This window comes from Sphingomonas sp. 35-24ZXX (assembly GCF_000786215.1).
Lineage (GTDB): Bacteria > Pseudomonadota > Alphaproteobacteria > Sphingomonadales > Sphingomonadaceae > Blastomonas.
The window spans coordinates 219,259-240,065 of record NZ_JROG01000009.1 but is presented as its reverse complement, the minus strand read 5'-3'; the positions used below and the strand labels follow the sequence as shown (position 1 = coordinate 240,065).

The following is a 20,807-nucleotide window of genomic DNA, read 5'->3' as shown; positions in this document are numbered from 1 at the left end:
TGTTTTTAAGTCATTGGAAACAAGTACAAAATACGGCCCGGCGCGTTTGCTAAAGAATATCCCTCTGAAATAACAGGCTTTCTCTCCAAGGTCGCGTGACATCAGGCTGTCAGGCTGTGCGCGGAACGTCAGCTTATGGCGCAGCGCGACATGATCGCGAATGACTGATCATGGGTGGATTGCGGACGGTCCGTCACCAGCCAATGGCAGTATCCGTTGCACTCTGACCAGCGGTGATGCGGGGTATGCTTGACCAATCAGTGACGTCGTTCACCTCTGTTTGGCGTACCTCCGACGACCTAACAAAGGTATCTTTTGGGAAACGTCGGCTGCGGTCCTTTGCAAGCCTATCGCCCCAACTCTGAGCTTCTTGGGCGGTGATGGCTTGGATTGCGAAACAGGCAATCCATTCGCGGTCTTGGTCCCCTTCGTGCGCCTCGGTGTCGAAAAACCAAACGTTGTAAATGAAGCTGTCCATGCCCCTACTCAACACGGGATACAAATGTCCGCAATGGGGTCGCTTGCTGCATGGCAGCTCTTTTCCTGAATGAGCGGATAGCTGACATTGGGAAACAAGCTCAATCACGCCCAACCCATTGCAATCATTGTATCGCAACCCCGCAGTGTCGCTCACGCCATCGGCTGGGGTTGCCACAGTTCGATCTTGCGGCCGTCGGGGTCCATGATGTGGGCGAAGCGACCATTGGGTTCGGGCGGGAAGAGCTTGACCGGTTCCACACCCTCGGCCGCGCAGCGCGCCAGCATCGCGTCGAGATCATCGACCATCAGGTTGAACATGAACTCCTTGTCCGACGGCGCGAAATAATCGGTGTCCGCGCTGAACGGAGAGAAGACCGTGCCGGCCCCGGGATGCGCTGCGGCAACGTCCGGCGAGAACACCAGCCCGCCCCAGACATCGAACTCCAGCCCCAGCACCCTGGCATACCAGGCCCTGGTCGCATCCGTATCCGCCGATTTGAAAAACAGGCCGCCCAGCCCGATGACCTTTGCCATGGTTATGCCCTCCCCGATCCGGAATCACCGGAACCATACCATGGCCTGGCCGAACGATGCCAAAGGAAAACCCGCCGGTGTTGCCACCGACGGGTTATACCTTTTCCTCCCCAGGAAAACTCTATCGGTCGTCTGACCGTTTCAGCCCGCTCAGCTGAACTGGTTCATCGTGTTGTTGACGCCGCCTGCCTTGAGCGCGGCTTCGCCAGCGAAATATTCCTTGTGCGCATCGCCGATATCGCTGCCCGACATGTTCTGATGCTTCACGCAGGCGATGCCCTGGCGCAGTTCCTGACGCTGCACGCCCAGAACATAGCCCAGCATGCCCGCTTCGCCGAAATACTCCTTGGCCAGGTTGTCGGTCGAGAGCGCTGCGGTGTGATAGGTCGGCAGCGTGATCAGGTGATGGAAGATGCCTGCGCGCTTGGCACCATCGGCCTGGAAGGTGCGGATGCGCTTGTCGGCGGCGATGCCAAGCTCGGTATCATCATACTTGGCGTCCATCAGCTGGGCACGGTCGTATTCGGACACGTCCAGACCTTCCTTGACCATCGCGTCATAGACCTGCTGGCGGAAGTTGAGCGTCCAGTTGAACGACGGCGAGTTGTTGTAGACCAGCTTGGCATTGGGGATGACCTCGCGGACGCGATCCATCATGCCGGCGATCTGCTCGACGTGCGGCTTTTCGGTCTCGATCCACAGCAGGTCGGCGCCGTTCTGCAAGCTGGTGATGCTGTCGAGGACGCAGCGGTCTTCGCCGGTGCCTTCGCGGAACTGGAACAGGTTGCTGGGCAGACGCTTGGGACGCAGCAGCTTGCCGTTGCGGTTGAGGATCACGTCGCCGTTGCGCGCGGTGGTGGGGTCGATTTCCTCGCAATCGAGGAAGCTGTTGTACTGGTCGCCCAGATCGCCCGGCTCGTTGCTGACCGCGATCTGCTTGGTCAGGCCAGCGCCCAGCGAGTCGGTGCGGGTGACGATGATGCCATCTTCGACGCCGAGTTCGAGGAACGCATAGCGGCAGGCGCGGATCTTCGCGAGGAAGTCTTCATGCGGCACGGTGACCTTGCCGTCCTGGTGACCGCACTGCTTTTCGTCCGACACCTGGTTTTCGATCTGCAGCGCGCAGGCGCCGGCTTCGATCATCTTCTTGGCGAGCAGATAGGTCGCCTCGGCGTTACCGAAACCGGCGTCAATATCGGCGATGATCGGCACGACGTGCGTCTGGAAATTGTCGACCTGCGCCAGCAGTTCCTGCTCCTTGGCGGTGTCGCCAGCGGCGCGCGCCTTGTCGATGCCGCTGAACAGCAGATCGAGTTCGCGCGCATCGGCCTGGCGCAGGAAGGTGTAGAGCTCTTCGATCAGCGCGGGCACGCTGGTCTTCTCGTGCATCGACTGGTCGGGCAGCGGACCGAATTCGCTGCGCAGCGCGGCGACCATCCAGCCCGAGAGATACAGATACTTGCGCTTGGTGGTGCCGAAATGCTTCTTGATCGCGATCATCTTCTGCTGCGCGATGAAACCGTGCCAGCAGCCCAGCGACTGGGTGTACTGCGACGAGTCCGCGTCATAGGCGGCCATGTCTTCGCGCATGATCTTGGCGGTATAGCGCGCGACATCGAGGCCGGTCTTGAAGCGGTTCTGCAGCTGCATGCGCGCAACCGATTCAGGGTTGATGCCGGTCCAGCGGCCCTGCTGGCCGCCGATGAGCTGTTCGTTTGCACGGATCTGGTCGGTATAAGACATGGAAGGTCACCTCTTGCGAATCGGAGCATGTCATAAATTGACATTGCATAAGGGTCAGATACGCCGACCCGGGCAAAACCACCCGCAATTCGGCATATTATCTTGTATTTTTGCGGCAGTTGCGAACAGATCCACTGTAAATCTGTAAATTTAGTGACAATGCCCGACAGCATTTGTTAACCCTATGGAAGGGCTCCCGGCTTAAGCCAGAAGCCGATAACCCCCGATCTGCTGATAGGTCGGGATGCTGGATGCCCGCGCGATGCCCGATGCCGAAATGCACCCTGCCGATCACCGCCCCGACATCGGCTTGGCGGCAGAGCTTGCCGCCGAAGCCGCAAGCGACCCCGCAGACAGCCTGTTCACGCGCGTCCGGCTGGCCATCGTCATCCTGGTGGTGCTGGCGATGCTGGCGGTGATATCGGCCATCCAGTTCCAGGCACCGCAGACGATCGGCATGCAGAAGGTGCTGACCGACTATGATGCGTTCCATATTGCCGGGCTGCTCGCGCTCGATGGCCGGGCAGAGGACGCCTATCGCTTCGAGACGATGCTGGCCGCGCAGCGCGAATTCACCGGCACGGTCTCGATGATGCCCTGGACCTACCCGCCGCCGTTCACCCTGTTTGTCGCCGGGATGGCGAACTTGCCGATTGGCGTCGGCTTCCTGCTGTTCATCTCTGCCACCCTGATGCTGTACCTGGCGGTGCTGCGGCGGATTGCGGGAATCTATTGGCCCGGCGTGCTGATCGTGATGCTGCCCACGCTGCCGCTGCTGATGCGCACAGGGCAGAACGGATTTCTCACCGGCGGGCTGATCGGCCTGTTCCTGCTGGCCTTCTTCCGGCGCAAACCCGGCGCGGGCCTGCCGCTCGGGCTGATGGTGATCAAGCCGCACCTGGCCGTCGCCATTGCGCTGATAACGCTGGTGGAACGCCGCTGGCAGACGATCGCGATCGCGGCGGCAACCGTCGCGGTCCTGCTGCTGGTCCCCACGTTGGTGTTCGGCCTTGGCATCTGGTCGGCATTTCTCGAGGGCGTCGCGCAATCGAGCGGTTTCCTGGCGGAGGGCCAGTACAAGCTGTTCCGGATGACATCTTTGTACGCGACCGCGCACACTTTGGGGAGCGGCCCCGGACCGGCGATGGCAATCCAGGTTGCAGGCGCGATCCTGGCGATCGCGGCCGTGCTGCTGGCGCGCCGACGCCAGGTGGCCCCGCACCGGCTGGCCGCCGCGATCTGCTGCGCCACCGTGTTCTTCAGCCCCTATAACTACGACTATGATCTCACGATCTTCGGCCTCGCGGTGGCGTTCGTGCTGCCCGACATGTTGCAGCGGACCAGCGCCCTCGAACAGGCCGGGATGCTGGCCCTGGTCTGGATCGGGACCGGCTATGGGCTGTTCCATGCGGTAACGATCGAGAGCGAAGGGTCATCGCTGACCTCTACCGCGTCTGGCTCCGAGCAACTGCCGGTTGCGCTGATGGGGCCGATCCTTCTCACTGTCATCGCGCTGGCGACCCGGGTGCTGAGCCGCGCGCCGCGCGCGGGCACCCGCAGCGACCGGCGGGACAGCATCCCCGGGCCTGCTGCATCCCCAGCGGTCCCGGCCGCCTGAGCCGCGACCGCAGCGCGCTTGATTTGGTGCAGCGCAGCATTATATCGGAACCGTGGTGTCCCCTCCCGATGCGCCTGCCCCCAAGGTGTGCGCCAAGCCTTTCATGGAACGTCCCCGATGATCGCCCGAAATATCGCGTGCCTTGCCCTTCTTATGGGCGTCAGCAGCCCTGCCCTGGCGCAGGTCGCCGCCGACCAGCCACCGGCGCCCGAAGCGCCGCCAGCTCAGGGCGAGGCCGCGGCCAAGCCTTATGGCCCGACGCCGGAACAGCTCAGGCTGCTGGGGACCGCAGCGGCGATGTCGCAATCGGTGTTCGCGCAGGATTTCTACATGACCGTGGGCCTCGGCGCCGGCTTCGTGCCCAGCTATGAAGGCTCGGACCAGTACGTCTTCTTCCCCGCGCCCGTGGTGCAAGGCAATTACAAGGGCTATGCCTTTGGCGCGCGCGGCCCCGGGCTGTTCATCGACCTGATCAAGGACCCGGTGCTGCCCAAGGTCGAGTATATCGCAGGGCCGATCATCCGGGCACGGCTGGAGCGCAACAATCGCATCCGCGACACCGTGGTCAAGCGGCTGGGCGATCGTCCTATCGCGGTCGAGACCGGCGCGAGCGGCGGCGTCAAGATCAACCGCATCTTCAACCGCTTCGACAGCCTGACCTTCCAGGCCGATGCGCTGTTCGACATTTCGGGCGCGCATTCGGGCGCGATCCTGACCCCGCAGGTCAGCTACAACCGGCTGCTCGGCACCAAGGGCGTCGTCAACCTCTCGGCCTCCGCCGATTTCGTCGATGGCGATTTTGCCGACTATTATTTCAGCATCGATGCCGCCGGCAGCGCCGCATCGGGCCTGCCCCGCTATCGTGCGGGTGGCGGCCTCAAGTCGATCGGCACCAGCGCGCTCATCGGCCTCGATCTGTCGGGCAATGCGCTCGACGGCGGCTGGGGGGTCTTCGTGCTGGGCAGCTATTCGCGGCTGCAGGGCGACATCGCCGACAGCCCGATCGTCGCCATCCGCGGCGATGCCGATCAGTTCTTCGGTGGTGCGGGGCTGACCTACACCTTCTGAGCATGCGCCCAGAATCAGGCTGAACAGGACGGAGGAACGATGCGCCGGACCCAGAGATTTGCGGCGCTCGTCCTCGGATTGTCGGCGTTCCTCGGATCTGCCGGCCTGGCGAGCGCACAGACAGCCAGGCCAGCGGTTGCCCCGCCGGTCAGCCTGCACATCACACGCTCGCCCCAGAATGCAGTCAGCGCCGAATACCGGCTCGCCCGGCCTGCGCGCGCATTGCACTTCGCGCCGCAGCTCGATGGCTACCGGGCCAGGGACTGGCAGCCGGCAACGCCCGACTTCCGCTGGGTGCGCGAGGGCGATGGCGAGCGGATCGAGCGGACCGATGGCCAGCCATTCACCCGGCTGACCTTCGACATTCCGGTGCGCTACCGCTCGCTCGAAAAGTCCTATGCGCCGTTTTCGCCGTTCAGCGATGGCGGGCTGCTGGTCTATTCGGGCCATTTCCAGACCTGCACCGCGCTGCCCTGCAAGGGCACGGAGCCGCTCGCGGTGACGATTGCTGCCGAAGGCGCGACAATCGGCGTTGGCGGCAAGCGCACGGATGCCAGCGCCGCCTTCACAAGCCGCGAAGAGGGCACCAATATCTATATCGGCAGCGCCGAGCCTGCGGCGACCTCCGGGTTCCTCGCCATCGTCGATCCGGCGCTGCAGCCGGTGCTGCGCGATCACCTGCTGGAATCGCTGCCACAGTCGATGCGCGATTTTGCCGCGATCTACGGCGCGCTCACGATCACCCCCGAACTTTACGTCTCGCTCGACCCGCAGCCTCCGGCGCGTACCGGGCTGTCGAGCCAGGGCGGCACCTTGCCCGGCCAGGTGTTCATCCATCTCTATGGCGATGGCTGGCGCAAGCCGATCGTGCCGAACGAGGTCCTGTGGCTCGACTGGTTCTTCGCGCACGAGGCCGCGCATTTCTTCCAGCGCGCCGGCACCAACGACATCATCGGCCCGGATTCGGAAGGCTGGATCCACGAAGGCGGGGCCGATGCGATGGCAGCTTTGGTGATGCGCGAGCGAAGCGACACGCTGCGGCGCTATGTCGATCGTCGCATCGCCGAAGCCCGCAAGGCGTGCGCCACCGGTTTGGCCAGCGTCGCGCTCAGCAATGCCTCGCGCGCGGGCAAGTTCGATCTGCATTACCAGTGCGGCATGCTGATCGCGCTGGCGATCGATGCCGATGTCCGGCGCGGATCCGCAGGCGCGCGCACCCTGCACGACGTCAACCGCCGCTTCTTCGCGACCGTGCGTGCAGGCACCCCGTGGAATGGCCGCAGCTTTCTCGAGGCTGCGCGGCGCTCCGGCGTCAGTCCGCCGACGCTGGCCGCGATCACCATGATCACCCGGCAGAAGCTGACCGACCCCGCCCGGCAGATCGATGCGATGCTGCAACAGGCGGGGGTCGATTGGCAGGGGATGGATCGGGCGGTGGCCGAGCCGGCAGCCCCATCGGCCCCCGCCACGCCGTGATACGGGTCAGTTGCCGCTGATCAGATCGCCCAGCGATCCCAGCGCCGAGCCTTCGCCGCGGTTCTGCCCGCCGCGGCTGCCGGCCGCCGCCAGCATCCGCCCGGCGAGCCGCGAGAACGGCAGCGACTGGATCCACACATGGCCCGGCCCGCGCAGCCGCGCGAAGAACAATCCCTCGCCGCCGAACAGCGACGACTTGATGCCGCCCGCCGAGACCAGATCGAAATCCACGCTCGCGGTGAACGCGGCGACACAGCCGGTATCGACATGCAGCTCCTCGCCGGCGGCCAGCTCGCGCTCGATCAGCGCGCCGCCCATCTGCACGAACACCATGCCATCGCCCTCGAGCTTCTGCATGATGAAGCCCTCGCCGCCGAACAGCCCGGTCAGGATGCGCTTCTGGAAGTGGATGCCGATCGACACGCCCTTGGCCGCGGCGAGAAAGCTGTCCTTCTGGCAGATCAGCTTGCCGCCGTAGCGCGTCAGGTCGAGGGGCAGGATATTGCCCGGCGTCGGCGCACCAAAGGCGACGCGCGCCTTGCCTTGGCCGGTGTGCGTGAACACCGTTGTGAACAGGCTCTCGCCGGTGACCAGACGCTTGCCCGCGCCAAGCAGCGCCCCCATGAAGCCCCCGCCCTGGTTCGCGCTGCCATCACCGAACACCGTGGTCATCTCGACCGCCGGATCCTTCCACACCATCGCGCCCGCTTCGGCGACCGCACTCTCGCCGGGATCGAGCTCGATCTCGACAAACTGCAGCTCGTGTCCCTTGATTTCATAGTCAATTTCATGCGCGGGCATGGTTCTCTCCTGATGGTGGCCGGGTGGCCTTGGGTGGCGGGAGACTATCGCGCGAGTGTGACAGCGGCAATGCAGAGAGTCACAGGGGTAGGTTACATCTGGACCAATCTTTGGGCAATTATATACTCGATAAAGCAGATTTATGCTGTTTACCGTTTCTTGTGTTTCAGCCGTTGGCGGCCAGACGTTCGGACTCAGCTTTGACACCGAGTAAAATGCGCTCGCCAACTTCGATGAACTTGCCGAAAATTTCAGCAGCTGGCTTGTGTCCAAGCAGGCTAGTATCGCCGAGGATTACGCGAACGGAAATACGCATCTGAATATTGTATTCCGCACCGGGAGCGATCCTCATGACAGTCAACTCTCCGCGATCATCATCCCACTCGTTGCAGGTGCTCACAGTCGCTTGGGTGATGTAGCCATTCCCAAATCCGACGCCGCCGGAGGCCATCGCGAAAGATTGCAAAATGCGGTGGATTTTACAGTTCCGCAGCTCGTTAATCTCCCACAGGGCTTCCTGCCCTCCCTTGTAAGGCTCGAACGCGAGAAGGTAGGGGCGGATCGCATCGGGGACTTCGGAATCCTTGTATCGGCCGAGGTTGGCAGCAGCCGCATCAGCGGTCTTCCCGAAGGGGAATTTAGTGTCTTTGGGCTTAGGGTTGCCCCCAACCATGCGGGCACTATCGTAGACGATGTGATCCAAGGCGGATCGGACGCAGTTGACAATATCGAAGGCAATTGCCGAGAGTTTGACACTCGGTTGGCCCGCCTTCACCTTGAGCAGGTGCTCTCCTGTATTTGGATCAATCTCACGGAAACGGGTGTATGGGTTTTCGGAGACGAAGATGCGCTCAAGATGATTGAACTGGTCCAGGTGCTCGCGCGCACGGTCCAGAAGCAGTTTTGAACTCACAAAAGGTTCTAGCATGACGGGCACCGATCAACTGAAAGAGGACAAATTGCTGTGGCGGACGATGAAAGCACCGCCACAACCGCATAATAAAAAATGAGCCGGGATCGGGTTCTGGTCCGATTTTATCCTAACCCTGATAGTTTTGCGCTATCCCGCGAACCAAATAGCATTTATCTCGCTGATGGACGAGGTATCCCAGGTCGTCACGGTGCAACCCACAGCGTTGATGACGGGGTCTAGACCGCCCCGATCATTTGCGTTTTACTAGTCAAATTCCGATTCGCGCAAGCGGAAGAGTTCTACAAACGTTCTTTTGTGTGGACAATTGCAGCGTCCAACCACTGGGGCGCACCGCTCGCCAAGCATAAACCATTGCCGTCTCCACCCAACTCCCCTAATCTCCCCCCATCCCCGGGGAGCCGAGCGGCTGAGAGGTGGGCGTTGCGCCCCACGACCCGTTGAACCTGAACCGGCTGATACCGGCGGAGGGAGGGAGCGGCGGCATCCTCAAGTCCGCGCGCATCCGCTCTCGCGCCGACCAAGGAGAGCAAAACGATGGCTGACGTTGATTCGAAGATTGAACTGGCTTCCGCTGGAAGCCAGCGGCATTCCCGCACCGAAATCGGCGTGACCACCGGGCCCATTCGCGGCAGCCGCAAGGTGCATGTCGCGACCAAGTCCGGCAGCGGCATTCGCGTCGCGATGCGCGAGATCGATCTGGCCGGTGGCGAGCCTTCGGTCCGCATCTATGACACCTCGGGCCCGTACACCGACCCCGATGCGCTGATCGACATTTCCGCAGGTCTGCCCGAACTGCGCCGCGACTGGATCCTCGGCCGCAATGACGTCGAGGCCGTCACCCAGCGCGAGGTGAAGCCCGAGGACAACGGTCAGCTCGGCCCCGATCGTTCAGGCGGCGTGCCCCCCTTCCCCAATGTCCGCAAGCAGGTGCTGCGCGCCAAGCCCGGGATGAACGTCAGCCAGATGCATTATGCCCGCCGCGGCATCATTACCCCCGAGATGGAATATGTCGCCGAGCGCGAAAATCTGGGCCGCGAGCGCCTCGCCGAGTACAAGCGCGACGGCAACAGCTTCGGCGCGTCGATCCCCGATTATGTGACGCCCGAGTTCGTCCGCGATGAGGTCGCGCGCGGCCGCGCGATCATCCCCAGCAACATCAACCACCCCGAAACCGAGCCGATGGCGATCGGCCGCAACTTCCTCGTCAAGATCAACGCCAATATCGGCAACAGCGCGGTCGCCTCGAACGTGGCAAGCGAAGTCGACAAGATGGTCTGGTCGATCCGCTGGGGCGCGGACACCGTGATGGACCTTTCCACCGGCCGCAATATCCACGACACGCGCGAATGGATCCTGCGCAACAGCCCCGTGCCGATCGGCACCGTGCCGATCTATCAGGCGCTGGAAAAGGTCGGCGGCGTCGCCGAGGAGCTGACCTGGGAGATCTTCCGCGATACCTTGATCGAACAGGCCGAACAGGGCGTCGATTACTTCACCATCCACGCCGGCGTGCGCCTCGCCTACATCCCGATGGCGGCCAAGCGCGTCACCGGCATCGTTTCGCGCGGCGGCTCGATCATGGCGAAATGGTGCCTGGCGCATCACAAGGAAAGCTTCCTCTACGAGCATTTCGACGAGATCACCGAGATCATGAAGGCGTACGACATCGCCTATTCGCTGGGCGATGGCCTGCGCCCCGGATCGATCGCCGATGCCAATGACGAGGCGCAGTTCAGTGAGCTTTATACGCTGGGCGAGCTGACCCACCGCGCGTGGAAATCCGACGTGCAGGTGATGATCGAGGGCCCCGGCCATGTGCCGATGCACAAGATCAAGGAGAACATGGAAAAGCAGCTCGAGGTGTGCGGCGAAGCGCCGTTCTACACCCTGGGCCCGCTCACCACCGACATCGCGCCGGGCTATGACCATATCACCTCTGGCATCGGCGCAGCGCAGATCGGCTGGTATGGCACCGCGATGCTCTGCTACGTCACGCCCAAGGAGCATCTGGGCCTGCCCGATCGCGACGACGTCAAGGTCGGCGTGGTCACCTACAAGCTCGCCGCGCACGCCGCCGATCTCGCCAAGGGCCATCCGGCCGCGCAGGTGCGCGACGATGCCTTGAGCAAAGCGCGCTTCGAATTCCGCTGGCGCGACCAGTTCCACCTCTCGCTCGATCCCGATACGGCAGAACAGTATCACGACCAGACCTTGCCCGCAGAGGGCGCGAAGACGGCGCATTTCTGCAGCATGTGCGGGCCGAAATTCTGCTCGATGCAGATCAGCCAGGAAGTCCGCGACTTCGCCACCAAGCAGAACCAGGGTGTCGAAGGCTTCATCGCCACCGGCCCGAGCGGGGCGGAAACAGCAGCGGCAAGCCGCGAGGCGGCGCTCAAGGGCATGGTGGAAATGAGCCAGCTGTACGAGGACATGGGCCGCGAGCTGTACCTGGGGGCTGGCGACCGCGAGCATGATTGAGCCGGTGAAAGCCGGGATTGCAGCCGCATCGCTGGCGATGATGCTGCTTGGCGGCTGCGGGTCAGAGCCCGCAGCCGACCGCGCCGAACCTGAAGCCGCCGCCGACCCGGTCGCGGTCGAGGGCCCGGCAACGGCTGAACCCGGCGCGCCGACGCCTCCCGTTGCGGGCGCGCAGACGCTGACGCTCGAGGGCTATGGCGGGCTGAGCATCGGCAAGCCGGTGCCCGCAGGCTCGCCCTGGTCCGCGCGCGGCGCGCAGGCATCTGACGCATGCCTGACACTCAGCGCGCCCGACTGGCCCGGCGCCTATGCGATAGTCGAAGAAGGCGTCGTCCGCCGCATCACGGTGAGCGACGAGTCCAAGGCCAAGCTGGTCGAAGGCATCGGCCCCGGCGCGACCGAGGCGCAGGTCCGCAAGGCCTTCCCGTCGTTCGTGGCGGAGCCGCACAAATATGTCGACGCCCCGGCCAAATACCTGACCCAGCCCGGCGATGATCCGCGGCTAATCTTCGAGATCAATTACAAGGGCAAGGTCAGCCTGGTGCATGTCGGGCTGATGCCGACGCTGGAGTATGTGGAGGGATGTGCTTAGGGTTGGCCTGACGGATGCCGCAATATTCAGCGCGTTCGGCAGCGAACTCAATAATGATACCGACACTGCGCCACCTGAAGGACCTGCTCCTCGCCGGTGCCCGCGCCTTGCCATCCGGTTCACCTACTTTGGTTGTGTGACCGGCATCGTCCCATCTGCTCCATTTCGGACCCACTTTCCCGCCAAAGGCTCCACCTCTTGCCGTTACCACCTTATGCTCGCCCCTGCAGCGCGGGGCTGCGGCATGGCGTGGGGGCGATGCGATGAGGATCTTGTACGCAGCTCTGGCACTGGCGATCCTGGCCGCGCTGACACTCGCCCCGCCCGCCTGGACGATGGCGCCCAAGGAGGGTCAGGCGATGGAGATGGACTTTTCGCATGTCACCAGCCGCGCCAAGGCTCAGGCTCTGGCAAGGCGCGGGGAGCTCAAGAAGATCCTCTACTTTCCCAAACGGTTCGGTGGGGAGAACATCCCGGAGAACACCGGCTATGTCCCGCCGGGCACGCAGGTGGCGCTCGACTTCGCGTATGACCGGATCAGCGGACTGATCGACCTCAAGAGCATCAACCGCATGGTCGTGGAACCGAAATATCGCGGCAAGAGCGTCGTGCCGTCGGCCATCGTCTACATCTGCTCGGGCGAGGGCGAAGGGAAGATCACGATGACCATCAATGTCTGGTGAGGCGACAGGACCGCGGCCGCGCTCGGGAGGTGCCTGAGTGGAGTGGCGGATGAGCCAGAAAGGGGGTTGGGCTTGTGGCGGAGAATCAGGACAATCCCGCCAATCCGGCTGGCACAATCATCCGCACGATTGATGCACGCATGCCGCCAACGCCGGACGATAACATAGGCGTCCGCTCGACCGATATCGGCAGCTTCCTGCCAGAGGCGACCTACCGCGCGGTGCCGATCGTGTGGTTTGTCAGAGCGATGATGGTCCAGTTTTTCGCACTCGCGTTCCTGCTATCGCTGCCCGTGACGGGCGTGGCGATGGTCGCGCTTTCAACGGTGGTAAGTGTGCTGGTCCGTTACTGGACCTTCAGGCGCGGCATGGCGCGGGCGTCGCGCGCGTGGAAGGTCGCCACCCATACAGGCCTTCTCCTGAACTGGGGCTGGCTGTCGGCGATCGCGGTGCTTAGATAGGTGCTGCAGCGCAATCCGGCCCGGAAAATTCGGGAGGATCGATCCTGGACTCTCAGAACGCGAAGGCGCGCGTCCCTTCACCCGACCACGATATCGCCCTCGTCCTCGCCATCCCAGTACGCGACCCGCGTCGCGCGGACGTGGAGCATCACCAGGCCTTCGGTATCGATGCCCTGCTCGAACCAGCGCTCCAGATCCTTGCTCCAGTGCTTTTCGAACTGCGCCTTGTCGCGCACGATGTCCGCGGTTCCTTCGACCGCGATGAAGATGCCCGGTGCGCCGAACAGCGATGTCTTGCCCTGCAGCGACAGCCCGATCTGGGGGTCGCGCTTGATGTCGTTGACCATACGGCAATCTTCCCAGGTGAAGTAATAGCTGTCGCCGTCGTAATCGACCTCGCGATTGTTGCTCATCGGTCGCCCGCCGATGGCCCCGCCCTCGGCATGGGTGCTCAGCATCGCGAAATCGATGTCCTGCATCGCCTTGGCGATCCGCGAAAGCGGCGTGTCGGGGTTCGTCTCGGTCATGCGATGGCTCCTGGCGGGGGTGTGCCAGGGATGCGCGCGACAGCGCAGTTGGTTCCGAGCCGCGCGATCGGGGGTCTGCCGTCTGGCGCCGGTGGCAGGTCGGCGACCGCCACCGTCCCCTTTTATCCCATCTTGTCCCACAGGATCGCCGCCCAGACCGCGAGCGTCATCGCGCCGCCGACGAACGTCGCCCGCACCGACTGGCGGAGAAGATGAGCCTGCGCGTCGATTGAGTGGATGAAGGTCGCAAACAGCCGGCGCTGGAGCTTTTCCGGGCTTTCAGCCTCCGCACCGGGGCGCAGGCTGTCCTCGAAACCGTCGGTATCGAACTCCTCCCCCAGCAGCAGCGCGCGCAGGCACAATATGCTGGAGACCACCAGGGGCGCGAGGCCGATCAGGCTAAGGATGGTCAGCACCGGCTGGCTGGCGGCATCGACGCTGAGCGGCGCGCCGGGGCTGGCGGAAATCGGGTGGGTGCCGATGGTCGTCATCAGCGCATTGAACGCCAGCATGCCGCCGATGCGGATCGACAGGTCGAGGTCGCGGTTCTCGAGGAACTCCAGCGTGGCGATGAACGCCGGGTCGGGCGCGTCGCCCAGCATCGCCTGAAACGCCCGGAGGCGGGAACGGAACAGGGGCCGGGCCATGCGCGCGCGGTCTACAGATAATATTTGATCTTCACCCGCTGACTGGTGCCTTCCCCCTGCGCGACGAACACCACCTGCGAAAAGCGCGGCGGGCCGAAGCTGAAGCTGGGGTTGCGGGAAAAGCCGATGCCTTCCTTGGGGATGCCGGCAAAGGTATCCAGCTTGTTGTTGCCGTTCTCGTCATGGACGATCGCCAGCGCATACTGGCCCGCAGGCAGGTTCTCGAAGCGGGCCATCCCGTCCTTGGCGCGGACGGTCAGCCGGTGGGCGTTCTTGTCCTTTTCGCAATCAGGAAAGCTCTTTTCGTTGGCGGTGAGGCACAGTTGCAGCAGCCCCTTGGCCGAGCGCAGATGATCGACCGTGATTTCCACCGTGCTGACCGGTGCAGCCCCGGGTAGGGCAAGCAGGCCCAGCAGCCCGAGCGTCATCGTCTTGTGCAATTTCACCCCTTCAACTCCCGGTTGTCGCCGAGCGGGTCGAATCGCCCAGCGGCGATGCTCCACGCGGTCTTGGCGTTGTGCCCTGAAAGCTACCCAGCCCCTTGTCCGTCCCGCATAGCCTGTCCCAGAACCGGAAATAAAGCCCGTAATTGCAGGTGTAGCGCGCATGGTGCAGCTGGTGATGGCTCGCGGTGATCAGCCCCTTGCCTAGCCGCCCCTGCACCAGCCAGCGCGGAAACAGCTCCCACCCCATATGGTTGGTCACGCCCATCAGCGTCATCGTCGCCAGCACCAGCCCCAGCATCGCGGCATGGATGGGGATGACGAACACCAGAACGGGGATGACGACCGCGCCGGTCAGCGCCTCGATCGGGTGAAAGCTCATCGCCGCCCAGGCGGTTGGCGGGCGGCTGTCGTGATGCACCGCATGCGCGATGCGGAACCACTTGGGCTGATGCATCCAGCGGTGGGTCCAGTAGAACCAGGTGTCGTGCGCGAACAGAAACGCGATCACCGATACCGGCAGATACCACAGCGGCCACGCGTTCCAGTCGGTGTAGATCTGCGTCCAGCCGCGATTCTGCCAGCCCCAGGCGACGATGCCGGTGGGGATGCCATAGATCGCCGCGCTGTACAGCGACCAGCGGATCTCCTGCCCGATCTGCGGCTTCAGCCCGGAATACAGGCCCGGCCGCACCTTGCTGGTCAGCCAGGCGAACAATCCGCTGGTCATCAGATAGCGCACCCCGACGATCAACGTCATGGCCAGCGCGGACAGCACGATATGGGAGGAACCCAGCATGGATGACGCCTTAGCGCGAATTTGGGGGGACTGCAAAATGTGACTGGCGCATCGCCATCCATCCGGAACGGACCATGTTCGAATTGACTCTCCCCAAACATACATGTGAGTTTCTCAAATAATAAAGGTCGCATTGCTTTATCGGGGGAAAAGCCATGGCCTATGCAAAATTTCATTTCATGTTGGTTGGCGCATTTCTTTTAAGTGGTTGCGAAAGCATATTGAATGAAGATTTGAGGCTGGCGAGTGCCGAGCCGCTTTTCGGGCGTGATCTGGACCACTGCATGGACGATCCGGAATTTGTGATCAGCCTTCTGTCTCGAAAAATTCATAACCCGGAACTGGCTGCGGCGGCCAACTCGACACTGGCCGCCGATACCGACCGCATAGGATGGAAGCGCGACAGGTCGGGAACACCCGGCCGCATCGATTGCAATCCCCTCAGAACCTTGCTGCATGACTATCTGTTTGCCAGCGAAGACAGGCAAGTGCTCAATGGCAGCCGAAGCCCTACTGAACAGAGAAACGAACTGATCCAGGCACTTGTCGGCATCTCGAACCGGAAATGCGGAAGGTATTCGGCACACATCAAGACATTCGACGGGCAAACCAATTCCTGGCTGAGCTTCCTGTCAATCGCAACCGGCGGCGTTGGCAGCATCGTTGAGGGCGCGCAGGCGGCGCGCATTCTGTCCGGCGCATCTGGCGTTGCAACGGGCACGCGCGTGGCGGTTAATGACGCTTGGTTTTCCAATCAGACTATTCAGGTGCTTGTCGCAGGTTACGAAAAGGAGCGGAATCACAAGCTGCGCGACATTCAGCTTCGTCAGAGCTGCCCGATTAATCTCTACCCGACGATGGCTGGCGTTGCCGATGCGCTGCAATATCATGCAAGCTGTTCGCTGACGACCGGTCTTGCTGCTGCAGCTCAGGCCATCGAGCGCTCGGATCAACCGGGGGTCGAGGTGATGCGGCGCCAACTCGCTGATTTGGCGGCAATCCGCACCGGGGCGAACCAGTTCGTGAACGCATCGGTGAATGGGCGACCGATTGCCGTGCAGAACCAGTTCGACAAGATTGCCTTCGCGCGACAAGAGTTGGCCAAGGCAGACGAGAGAGTCAGGGTCGCACTCAGAGACAAGCAAGAGGTCGAAGGGTCGATCAGGGCAACACTTGTAGCTGAAGCAATCGCAAAAAATTCGGTGGTGGACGATACGGCTCTGGCGGCCATCATTGCGGCCGACCCGCAGGTCCAGACCAAGGCCAAGATTCTGGAAGCTGAGCAGCGGCTGCAGGCCGAGGCGAAAACAAGTTTGACTACGGCTGATAACGCTTTGATCGAAATGGCGAAAAACCTGACCGATGAAGAAAGGCAAAGGTCACAGTTCGACGAACAATATGTCGGTCGAACATATTCGGAAGTTGTTTTCTGCCCGTTTTCAACCGATCGTCCTACTCCCGGCATATCTGCGGCTACCGCCCCAACGACCCAATAGCGATCTGCTCCGGACATATCTGCACAGGATGAATTTACTCGAAGGTCTTTCAACAGATTGATCTGCGCGCTGGTCCGCCCCCTTCCCCCCTTTCCCTAGCCGCTGCGCTCGGCTAGGGCGGAAGGAACATGAAATCCCCGCGCAATATCTCCAGCAAGACACTCAAGTGCGATGTCGCGATTCTCGGCGGGGGGCTCGCCGGTGGGCTGATCGCGCTCGCGCTGCGGCGCAAGCGGCCCGAGCTTGACGTGCTGCTGATCGAGGAAAGCGCGACGCTGGGCGGCAACCATATCTGGTCGTTCTTCGGCCCCGATGTCGCAAGCGAGCACCGCTGGCTGGTCGCTCCGCTCGTCTGCCATGGCTGGCGCGGCTATGACGTGAAATTCCCGGGGCACGAACGCGCGCTGGAAGAGAGTTATTATTCGATCCTGTCTGACCGGTTCGATGCCTATCTCCGCGAGGAACTGCCCGCGCACCACATCGTCACCGGCGTGCGCGCGCTGGCCGCCAGCCAGACCAATGTCGTGCTGGAAAACGGCGCGCGGATCGAGGCGGGCGGCGTCATCGATGCGCGCGGCGGCGGCAACGTGCGTCACCTGCGCTGCGGATGGCAGAAGTTCATGGGGCAGATGCTGCACCTGTCCGAACCGCATGGCCTGACCCGGCCGATCGTGATGGACGCGACGGTCGAACAGATGGACGGCTATCGCTTCGTCTATTGCCTGCCGATCAGCCCGATGGAGGTGTTCGTCGAGGACACCTATTACAGCGACACCTCGGACCTCGACACCCAGGCGTTGGCAGCCCGGATCAGCGCCTATGCCGATGCCAAGGGCTGGCAGGTCGAACGCGTCAGCCGCACCGAGACCGGCGCGCTGCCGGTGGTCTATGGCGGCGATTTCGGCGGATACTGGCAATCGACCGGCGGCGATGTCGCCAAGGCCGGTACGCGCGCGGCGCTGTTCCATGGCCTTACCGGCTATTCGCTGCCCGATGCGGTGCGGTTAGCCGCGCATATTGCCGAAATGCCCGACCTGTCGGGCGCAGCGCTCGCCGAGATGAGCCGCAAGACCAGCCTCGACCATTGGCAGGCAGACGGCTTCTACCGGATGCTCACCAAGATGCTGTTCAAGGCCGCCGGGCCTGATGAACGCTATCGCGTTCTCGAACGCTTCTACACGCTGCCCGATGCGCTGATCGCGCGCTTCTATGCAGGCAAATCGACCTTCATGGACAAGGCCCGCGTACTGGCCGGGCGCCCGCCGGTGCCGATCTGGCGCGCGATCCGGGGGCTGTTCAGCTAGCGCTGCAGCCTCGGGCGCATCGTCCTTCGCAACCCCCGATTGACGAGGCATCGGCCCGGTGGCCGTCATCCACACCTTGCCGCCCGTTAACCGTAAATTAGGGCGCGCGAGGGGAATGGTCAGACCATGACGGATTGTGGAGAAGATGACGTGGTCACCGATGCCGAACACGCGCGGCTTGCCACACTGGACAGGCTGCGCCTTCTCGACACGCCCCCCGAGCGCGAGTTCGATACCATCGTGCGGCTGGCCCAGCGCCTCACGGGCTACAAGATCGCGCTTGTCACCCTGGTCGACAAGGATCGCCAGTGGTTCAAGTCCAAGATTGGCCTGGATCTGCAAGAAACGCCGCGCGAGTTTGCATTCTGCGCGCATGCCATCGCGGCCGATGACGTCCTGATCGTTCCCGATGCGACCAGGGACGATCGGTTTGCCAGCAACCCGCTTGTCACCGGCGCACCCAATATCCGGTTCTACGCGGGCGTCCCGATCCATGCCGAGACGCAGCAGACCGCATCGAAGCGGGTCCCCTTGGGAACGCTGTGCGTGATCGACGACCAGCCGCGCGATGTCGATCCCGGCGACCTCGACATGCTGCTGGAGCTGGCACGGTTGGTGGAGACCCTGATCGCCGCAAGGGCTTCGGCTGCCGAGGCGGTCCGTTTCGCCGAAGAGCGCGAGCGAACCCTCCAGGCACTGGATCGCAAACACCGCCAGCTTCGTCAGGCCGAACGCATGGCGAAGATTGGATCGTGGCGCCTCACGCTCGCCGACAACAAGACCGAATGGTCCGAACAGACCTATGCGATCCATGGCGTTCCGCCGGGCGATGGCAAACCTCTCGATTCGGCATTGGATTTTTATCCCCCCAAGGCGCGCGCCATCGTCACCGAGGCGCTGGAACGCACCATGGCAACCGGCGAACCGTTCGACGTCGAGACCGATTTCACCACCGCGCAGGGTGAATTTCGGCGCGTCCGCAGCATGGGCGAGATCGAAATGGACAAGGGTCAGCCCGTTGCCCTAATCGGCGTCTTTCAGGACGTTACCGCGCGCTTCACGATGGAAGAGGCATTGCGCCAGGTTGCGCATACCGACGAGCTGACGCGTATCGCCAGCCGGGGTCGCTTCAACGAGGTCGTCGACGAAAAGATCAAGGCGACAATCGAGAACGAAGAGCGTTGCGCGCTGCTGCTGATCGATCTCGATCACTTCAAGGCGGTGAATGACCGATTTGGGCATCATGCCGGTGACGAGGTGCTTCGCGTCATGGCCGCCCGGCTCAATGCGGACTATCTGTCACACTGCTTTGCAGCCCGGCTGGGCGGCGACGAGTTTGTGCTGTTGATCTCCGACCAGGCGATCCTCAAGGATCTGACCAGCATGCTGCGCCGGCTGCTGTACGACCTGCAATACACGGTCAGCACCAACGGCGTGACGCTGAGCGTTTCCGCGACCATCGGCGCCTGCTGGCTGGGCGGTGCCGTCAAGGATCGCGGCCAGCTGCTGCGCAATGCCGATGCAGCGCTCTACGAGGCCAAGCGCAGACAGCGCGGGTCGGCGATGATTTCGGGCAGGAGCGAGCTTGTCCTTCCCGGTCAGGCCGAAACGGTGCCGCTCAAGCTGATCCAGAAATAGCCGCTGCGCGGGAGAGAGGGCGCCCCCCCGCCCGCTCAGCCTGAGCCTGTCGAAGGCCCCGCACTGACCGCCACCCCATGACGCAACCCCGGCCCGATTGCCTGCGAAGGCAGACATTCATCTCCTCCCCTCGCACCCGGCACTGCGGTCTGGAGATGCTCCCGGCCTACGCAGGGGACCGGCTACCGATGATGAATGCTGCACAGCCGCCGCCGACTTCCAGCGCCTTCCCCTTCGCGCATTCGCGTCTTCGCGTCTTCGCGTGAAATTCTACTGGTTCAGGCGAAGACGCGGAGACGCGAAGAAATGGCTCGCAGGCCGAAGTGCCCGACGACTCTTGGGGTCCGGCTTTCGCCGGAGAGCGTCCGGATATCAGGCCATGGCCAGCGCAGGGCCTTCGACAGGCTCAGGCTGAGCGGAGAGGGATTAAGCGCGGCTGGTTTTGGGATTGGCCGTTGGGGGGGCAAAGTCCGGAATTGGGTGGTTTCCTGCCATCGGCGAGTATATGTCCAGCGGCATGACCAACCAAGCCAACCTCACTGCTTTCGAAGTTGAAACGATGGGCGAAAGCAGCGGTCATTGTGATTGTTGTGGAAACGAAAGCCGCCGCGTTTGGGGTATGGTTCATCATCAAGGCGGCCCAAGCGTAGCCGCATACTGGATGAACTGGACAGCCGGACATCTCAGCGAACAGGGAGCCAATCTCGACCTTGTTATCGGTAAATGGGGCGATGGAACGGACGCACACGACCGGATTGGCGTCGCATTGGTGCATCGCCAACTGGAAGATGGCACTCCCTCCCTCATGGTCGTTGATGCGGACGGCAGGCTCAGCAATGTAGACTTGGCTGCTACGGCATTGAAGCGACGCGATGTGATAAACACGCCTTTAGCCGAGCAGGTGTTTTCAATCGTGGACGCGATCTACCTGCAGGACGCCCGCTTCTTTTGAATTGGCCGATGTCCGAAGTGGGGTCGTTTGCGGAACGGCAGCTATTTTTGCCATAGCGCGGATACCCGACGAGCGACCTGGGTGTCCGATCGGCCTCGAACAATTCGCCACATGCTTGCGCGGAGCTATGTGG

At 62.8% G+C, this 20,807-nt stretch carries 20 protein-coding genes and 1 riboswitch; of the genes, 11 read left to right on the top strand and 9 right to left on the bottom strand.

Features of this window, described 5'->3' with window-relative positions; all coding sequences use genetic code 11:
• Positions 1-193: 193 nt before the first annotated feature.
• The 3 genes from LI72_RS17225 to LI72_RS17215 form a co-directional block, all read right to left on the bottom strand.
• A complete protein-coding gene (locus LI72_RS17225; RefSeq protein WP_033927155.1) occupies positions 194-478 on the bottom strand; it encodes a hypothetical protein in 285 nt (94 codons plus the stop codon).
• 152 nt (positions 479-630) lie between these two features.
• Positions 631-1,014, bottom strand: a complete 384-nt coding sequence (locus tag LI72_RS17220) for a VOC family protein (RefSeq protein ID WP_033927154.1) — start codon at positions 1,012-1,014, stop codon at positions 631-633.
• 150 nt (positions 1,015-1,164) lie between these two features.
• A complete protein-coding gene (locus LI72_RS17215) occupies positions 1,165-2,757 on the bottom strand; it encodes an isocitrate lyase (protein WP_033927153.1) in 1,593 nt (530 codons plus the stop codon).
• 244 nt (positions 2,758-3,001) lie between these two features.
• On the opposite strand from LI72_RS17215, the gene LI72_RS17210 reads away from it, so the two are divergent.
• The 3 genes from LI72_RS17210 to LI72_RS17200 all read left to right on the top strand — a co-directional run bounded on the left by LI72_RS17210 (position 3,002) and on the right by LI72_RS17200 (position 6,919).
• Complete coding sequence (locus tag LI72_RS17210) at positions 3,002-4,375, top strand: glycosyltransferase family 87 protein (protein ID WP_052130144.1); 1,374 nt, start codon at positions 3,002-3,004, stop codon at positions 4,373-4,375.
• Positions 4,376-4,492: 117 nt separating this feature from the next.
• On the top strand, positions 4,493-5,443 hold the full coding sequence (locus tag LI72_RS17205; RefSeq protein ID WP_033927152.1) for a MipA/OmpV family protein: 951 nt from the start codon (positions 4,493-4,495) through the stop codon (positions 5,441-5,443).
• 39 nt (positions 5,444-5,482) lie between these two features.
• On the top strand, positions 5,483-6,919 hold the full coding sequence (locus LI72_RS17200; protein WP_033927151.1) for a hypothetical protein: 1,437 nt from the start codon (positions 5,483-5,485) through the stop codon (positions 6,917-6,919).
• Positions 6,920-6,925: 6 nt separating this feature from the next.
• Here LI72_RS17200 and LI72_RS17195 read toward each other — a convergent pair whose 3' ends face one another.
• Together LI72_RS17195 and LI72_RS17190 are read right to left on the bottom strand one after the other, a co-directional pair.
• Positions 6,926-7,720: a TIGR00266 family protein gene (locus LI72_RS17195; RefSeq protein ID WP_033927150.1), complete on the bottom strand. Its 795-nt coding sequence runs from the start codon at positions 7,718-7,720 to the stop codon at positions 6,926-6,928.
• A gap of 166 nt (positions 7,721-7,886) precedes the next feature.
• A complete protein-coding gene (locus tag LI72_RS17190) occupies positions 7,887-8,648 on the bottom strand; it encodes a hypothetical protein (protein WP_033927149.1) in 762 nt (253 codons plus the stop codon).
• Between the two features lie 387 nt (positions 8,649-9,035).
• A riboswitch (TPP riboswitch) is annotated at positions 9,036-9,141 on the top strand.
• Positions 9,142-9,188: 47 nt separating this feature from the next.
• Between LI72_RS17190 and thiC the strand changes: the two genes are divergently transcribed.
• From thiC to LI72_RS17170, 4 genes are all read left to right on the top strand, one after another.
• Complete coding sequence (gene thiC, locus LI72_RS17185; RefSeq protein ID WP_052130138.1) at positions 9,189-11,132, top strand: phosphomethylpyrimidine synthase ThiC; 1,944 nt, start codon at positions 9,189-9,191, stop codon at positions 11,130-11,132.
• On the top strand, positions 11,125-11,724 hold the full coding sequence (locus tag LI72_RS17180; RefSeq protein ID WP_081985194.1) for a hypothetical protein: 600 nt from the start codon (positions 11,125-11,127) through the stop codon (positions 11,722-11,724). Before thiC ends, LI72_RS17180 begins: the two co-directional genes overlap by 8 nt.
• 263 nt (positions 11,725-11,987) lie before the next feature.
• Positions 11,988-12,407, top strand: coding sequence for a hypothetical protein (locus tag LI72_RS17175; protein WP_052130136.1), 420 nt, complete (start codon positions 11,988-11,990; stop codon positions 12,405-12,407).
• Between the two features lie 74 nt (positions 12,408-12,481).
• A complete protein-coding gene (locus LI72_RS17170; protein ID WP_033927147.1) occupies positions 12,482-12,868 on the top strand; it encodes a hypothetical protein in 387 nt (128 codons plus the stop codon).
• Between the two features lie 77 nt (positions 12,869-12,945).
• On the opposite strand, the gene LI72_RS17165 is transcribed toward LI72_RS17170, so the two are convergent.
• The 4 genes from LI72_RS17165 to LI72_RS17150 all read right to left on the bottom strand — a co-directional run bounded on the left by LI72_RS17165 (position 12,946) and on the right by LI72_RS17150 (position 15,284).
• Positions 12,946-13,395: a pyridoxamine 5'-phosphate oxidase family protein gene (locus LI72_RS17165; protein WP_033927146.1), complete on the bottom strand. Its 450-nt coding sequence runs from the start codon at positions 13,393-13,395 to the stop codon at positions 12,946-12,948.
• 122 nt (positions 13,396-13,517) lie between these two features.
• Positions 13,518-14,042 carry a hypothetical protein gene (locus tag LI72_RS17160; protein WP_156139675.1) on the bottom strand — a complete coding sequence of 175 codons (525 nt, stop codon included), beginning with the start codon at positions 14,040-14,042 and terminating at the stop codon, positions 13,518-13,520.
• Positions 14,043-14,053: 11 nt separating this feature from the next.
• A complete protein-coding gene (locus LI72_RS17155; protein WP_052130134.1) occupies positions 14,054-14,488 on the bottom strand; it encodes a DUF2141 domain-containing protein in 435 nt (144 codons plus the stop codon).
• Between the two features lie 4 nt (positions 14,489-14,492).
• The gene (locus LI72_RS17150; RefSeq protein ID WP_033927143.1) at positions 14,493-15,284 is read right to left on the bottom strand and encodes a sterol desaturase family protein; all 792 of its coding nucleotides are present in this window, start codon (positions 15,282-15,284) and stop codon (positions 14,493-14,495) included.
• Positions 15,285-15,439: 155 nt separating this feature from the next.
• Between LI72_RS17150 and LI72_RS17145 the strand changes: the two genes are divergently transcribed.
• The 4 genes from LI72_RS17145 (at position 15,440) to LI72_RS17130 (ending at position 20,674) form a co-directional block, all read left to right on the top strand.
• The gene (locus LI72_RS17145; protein ID WP_033927142.1) at positions 15,440-16,780 is read left to right on the top strand and encodes a hypothetical protein; all 1,341 of its coding nucleotides are present in this window, start codon (positions 15,440-15,442) and stop codon (positions 16,778-16,780) included.
• Between the two features lie 128 nt (positions 16,781-16,908).
• Complete coding sequence (gene crtY, locus LI72_RS17140; RefSeq protein WP_033927141.1) at positions 16,909-18,084, top strand: lycopene beta-cyclase CrtY; 1,176 nt, start codon at positions 16,909-16,911, stop codon at positions 18,082-18,084.
• 126 nt (positions 18,085-18,210) lie between these two features.
• Positions 18,211-19,722: a diguanylate cyclase gene (locus LI72_RS17135; RefSeq protein ID WP_033927140.1), complete on the top strand. Its 1,512-nt coding sequence runs from the start codon at positions 18,211-18,213 to the stop codon at positions 19,720-19,722.
• Positions 19,723-20,239: 517 nt separating this feature from the next.
• A complete protein-coding gene (locus LI72_RS17130; RefSeq protein ID WP_156139674.1) occupies positions 20,240-20,674 on the top strand; it encodes a hypothetical protein in 435 nt (144 codons plus the stop codon).
• Positions 20,675-20,807: the final 133 nt, after the last annotated feature.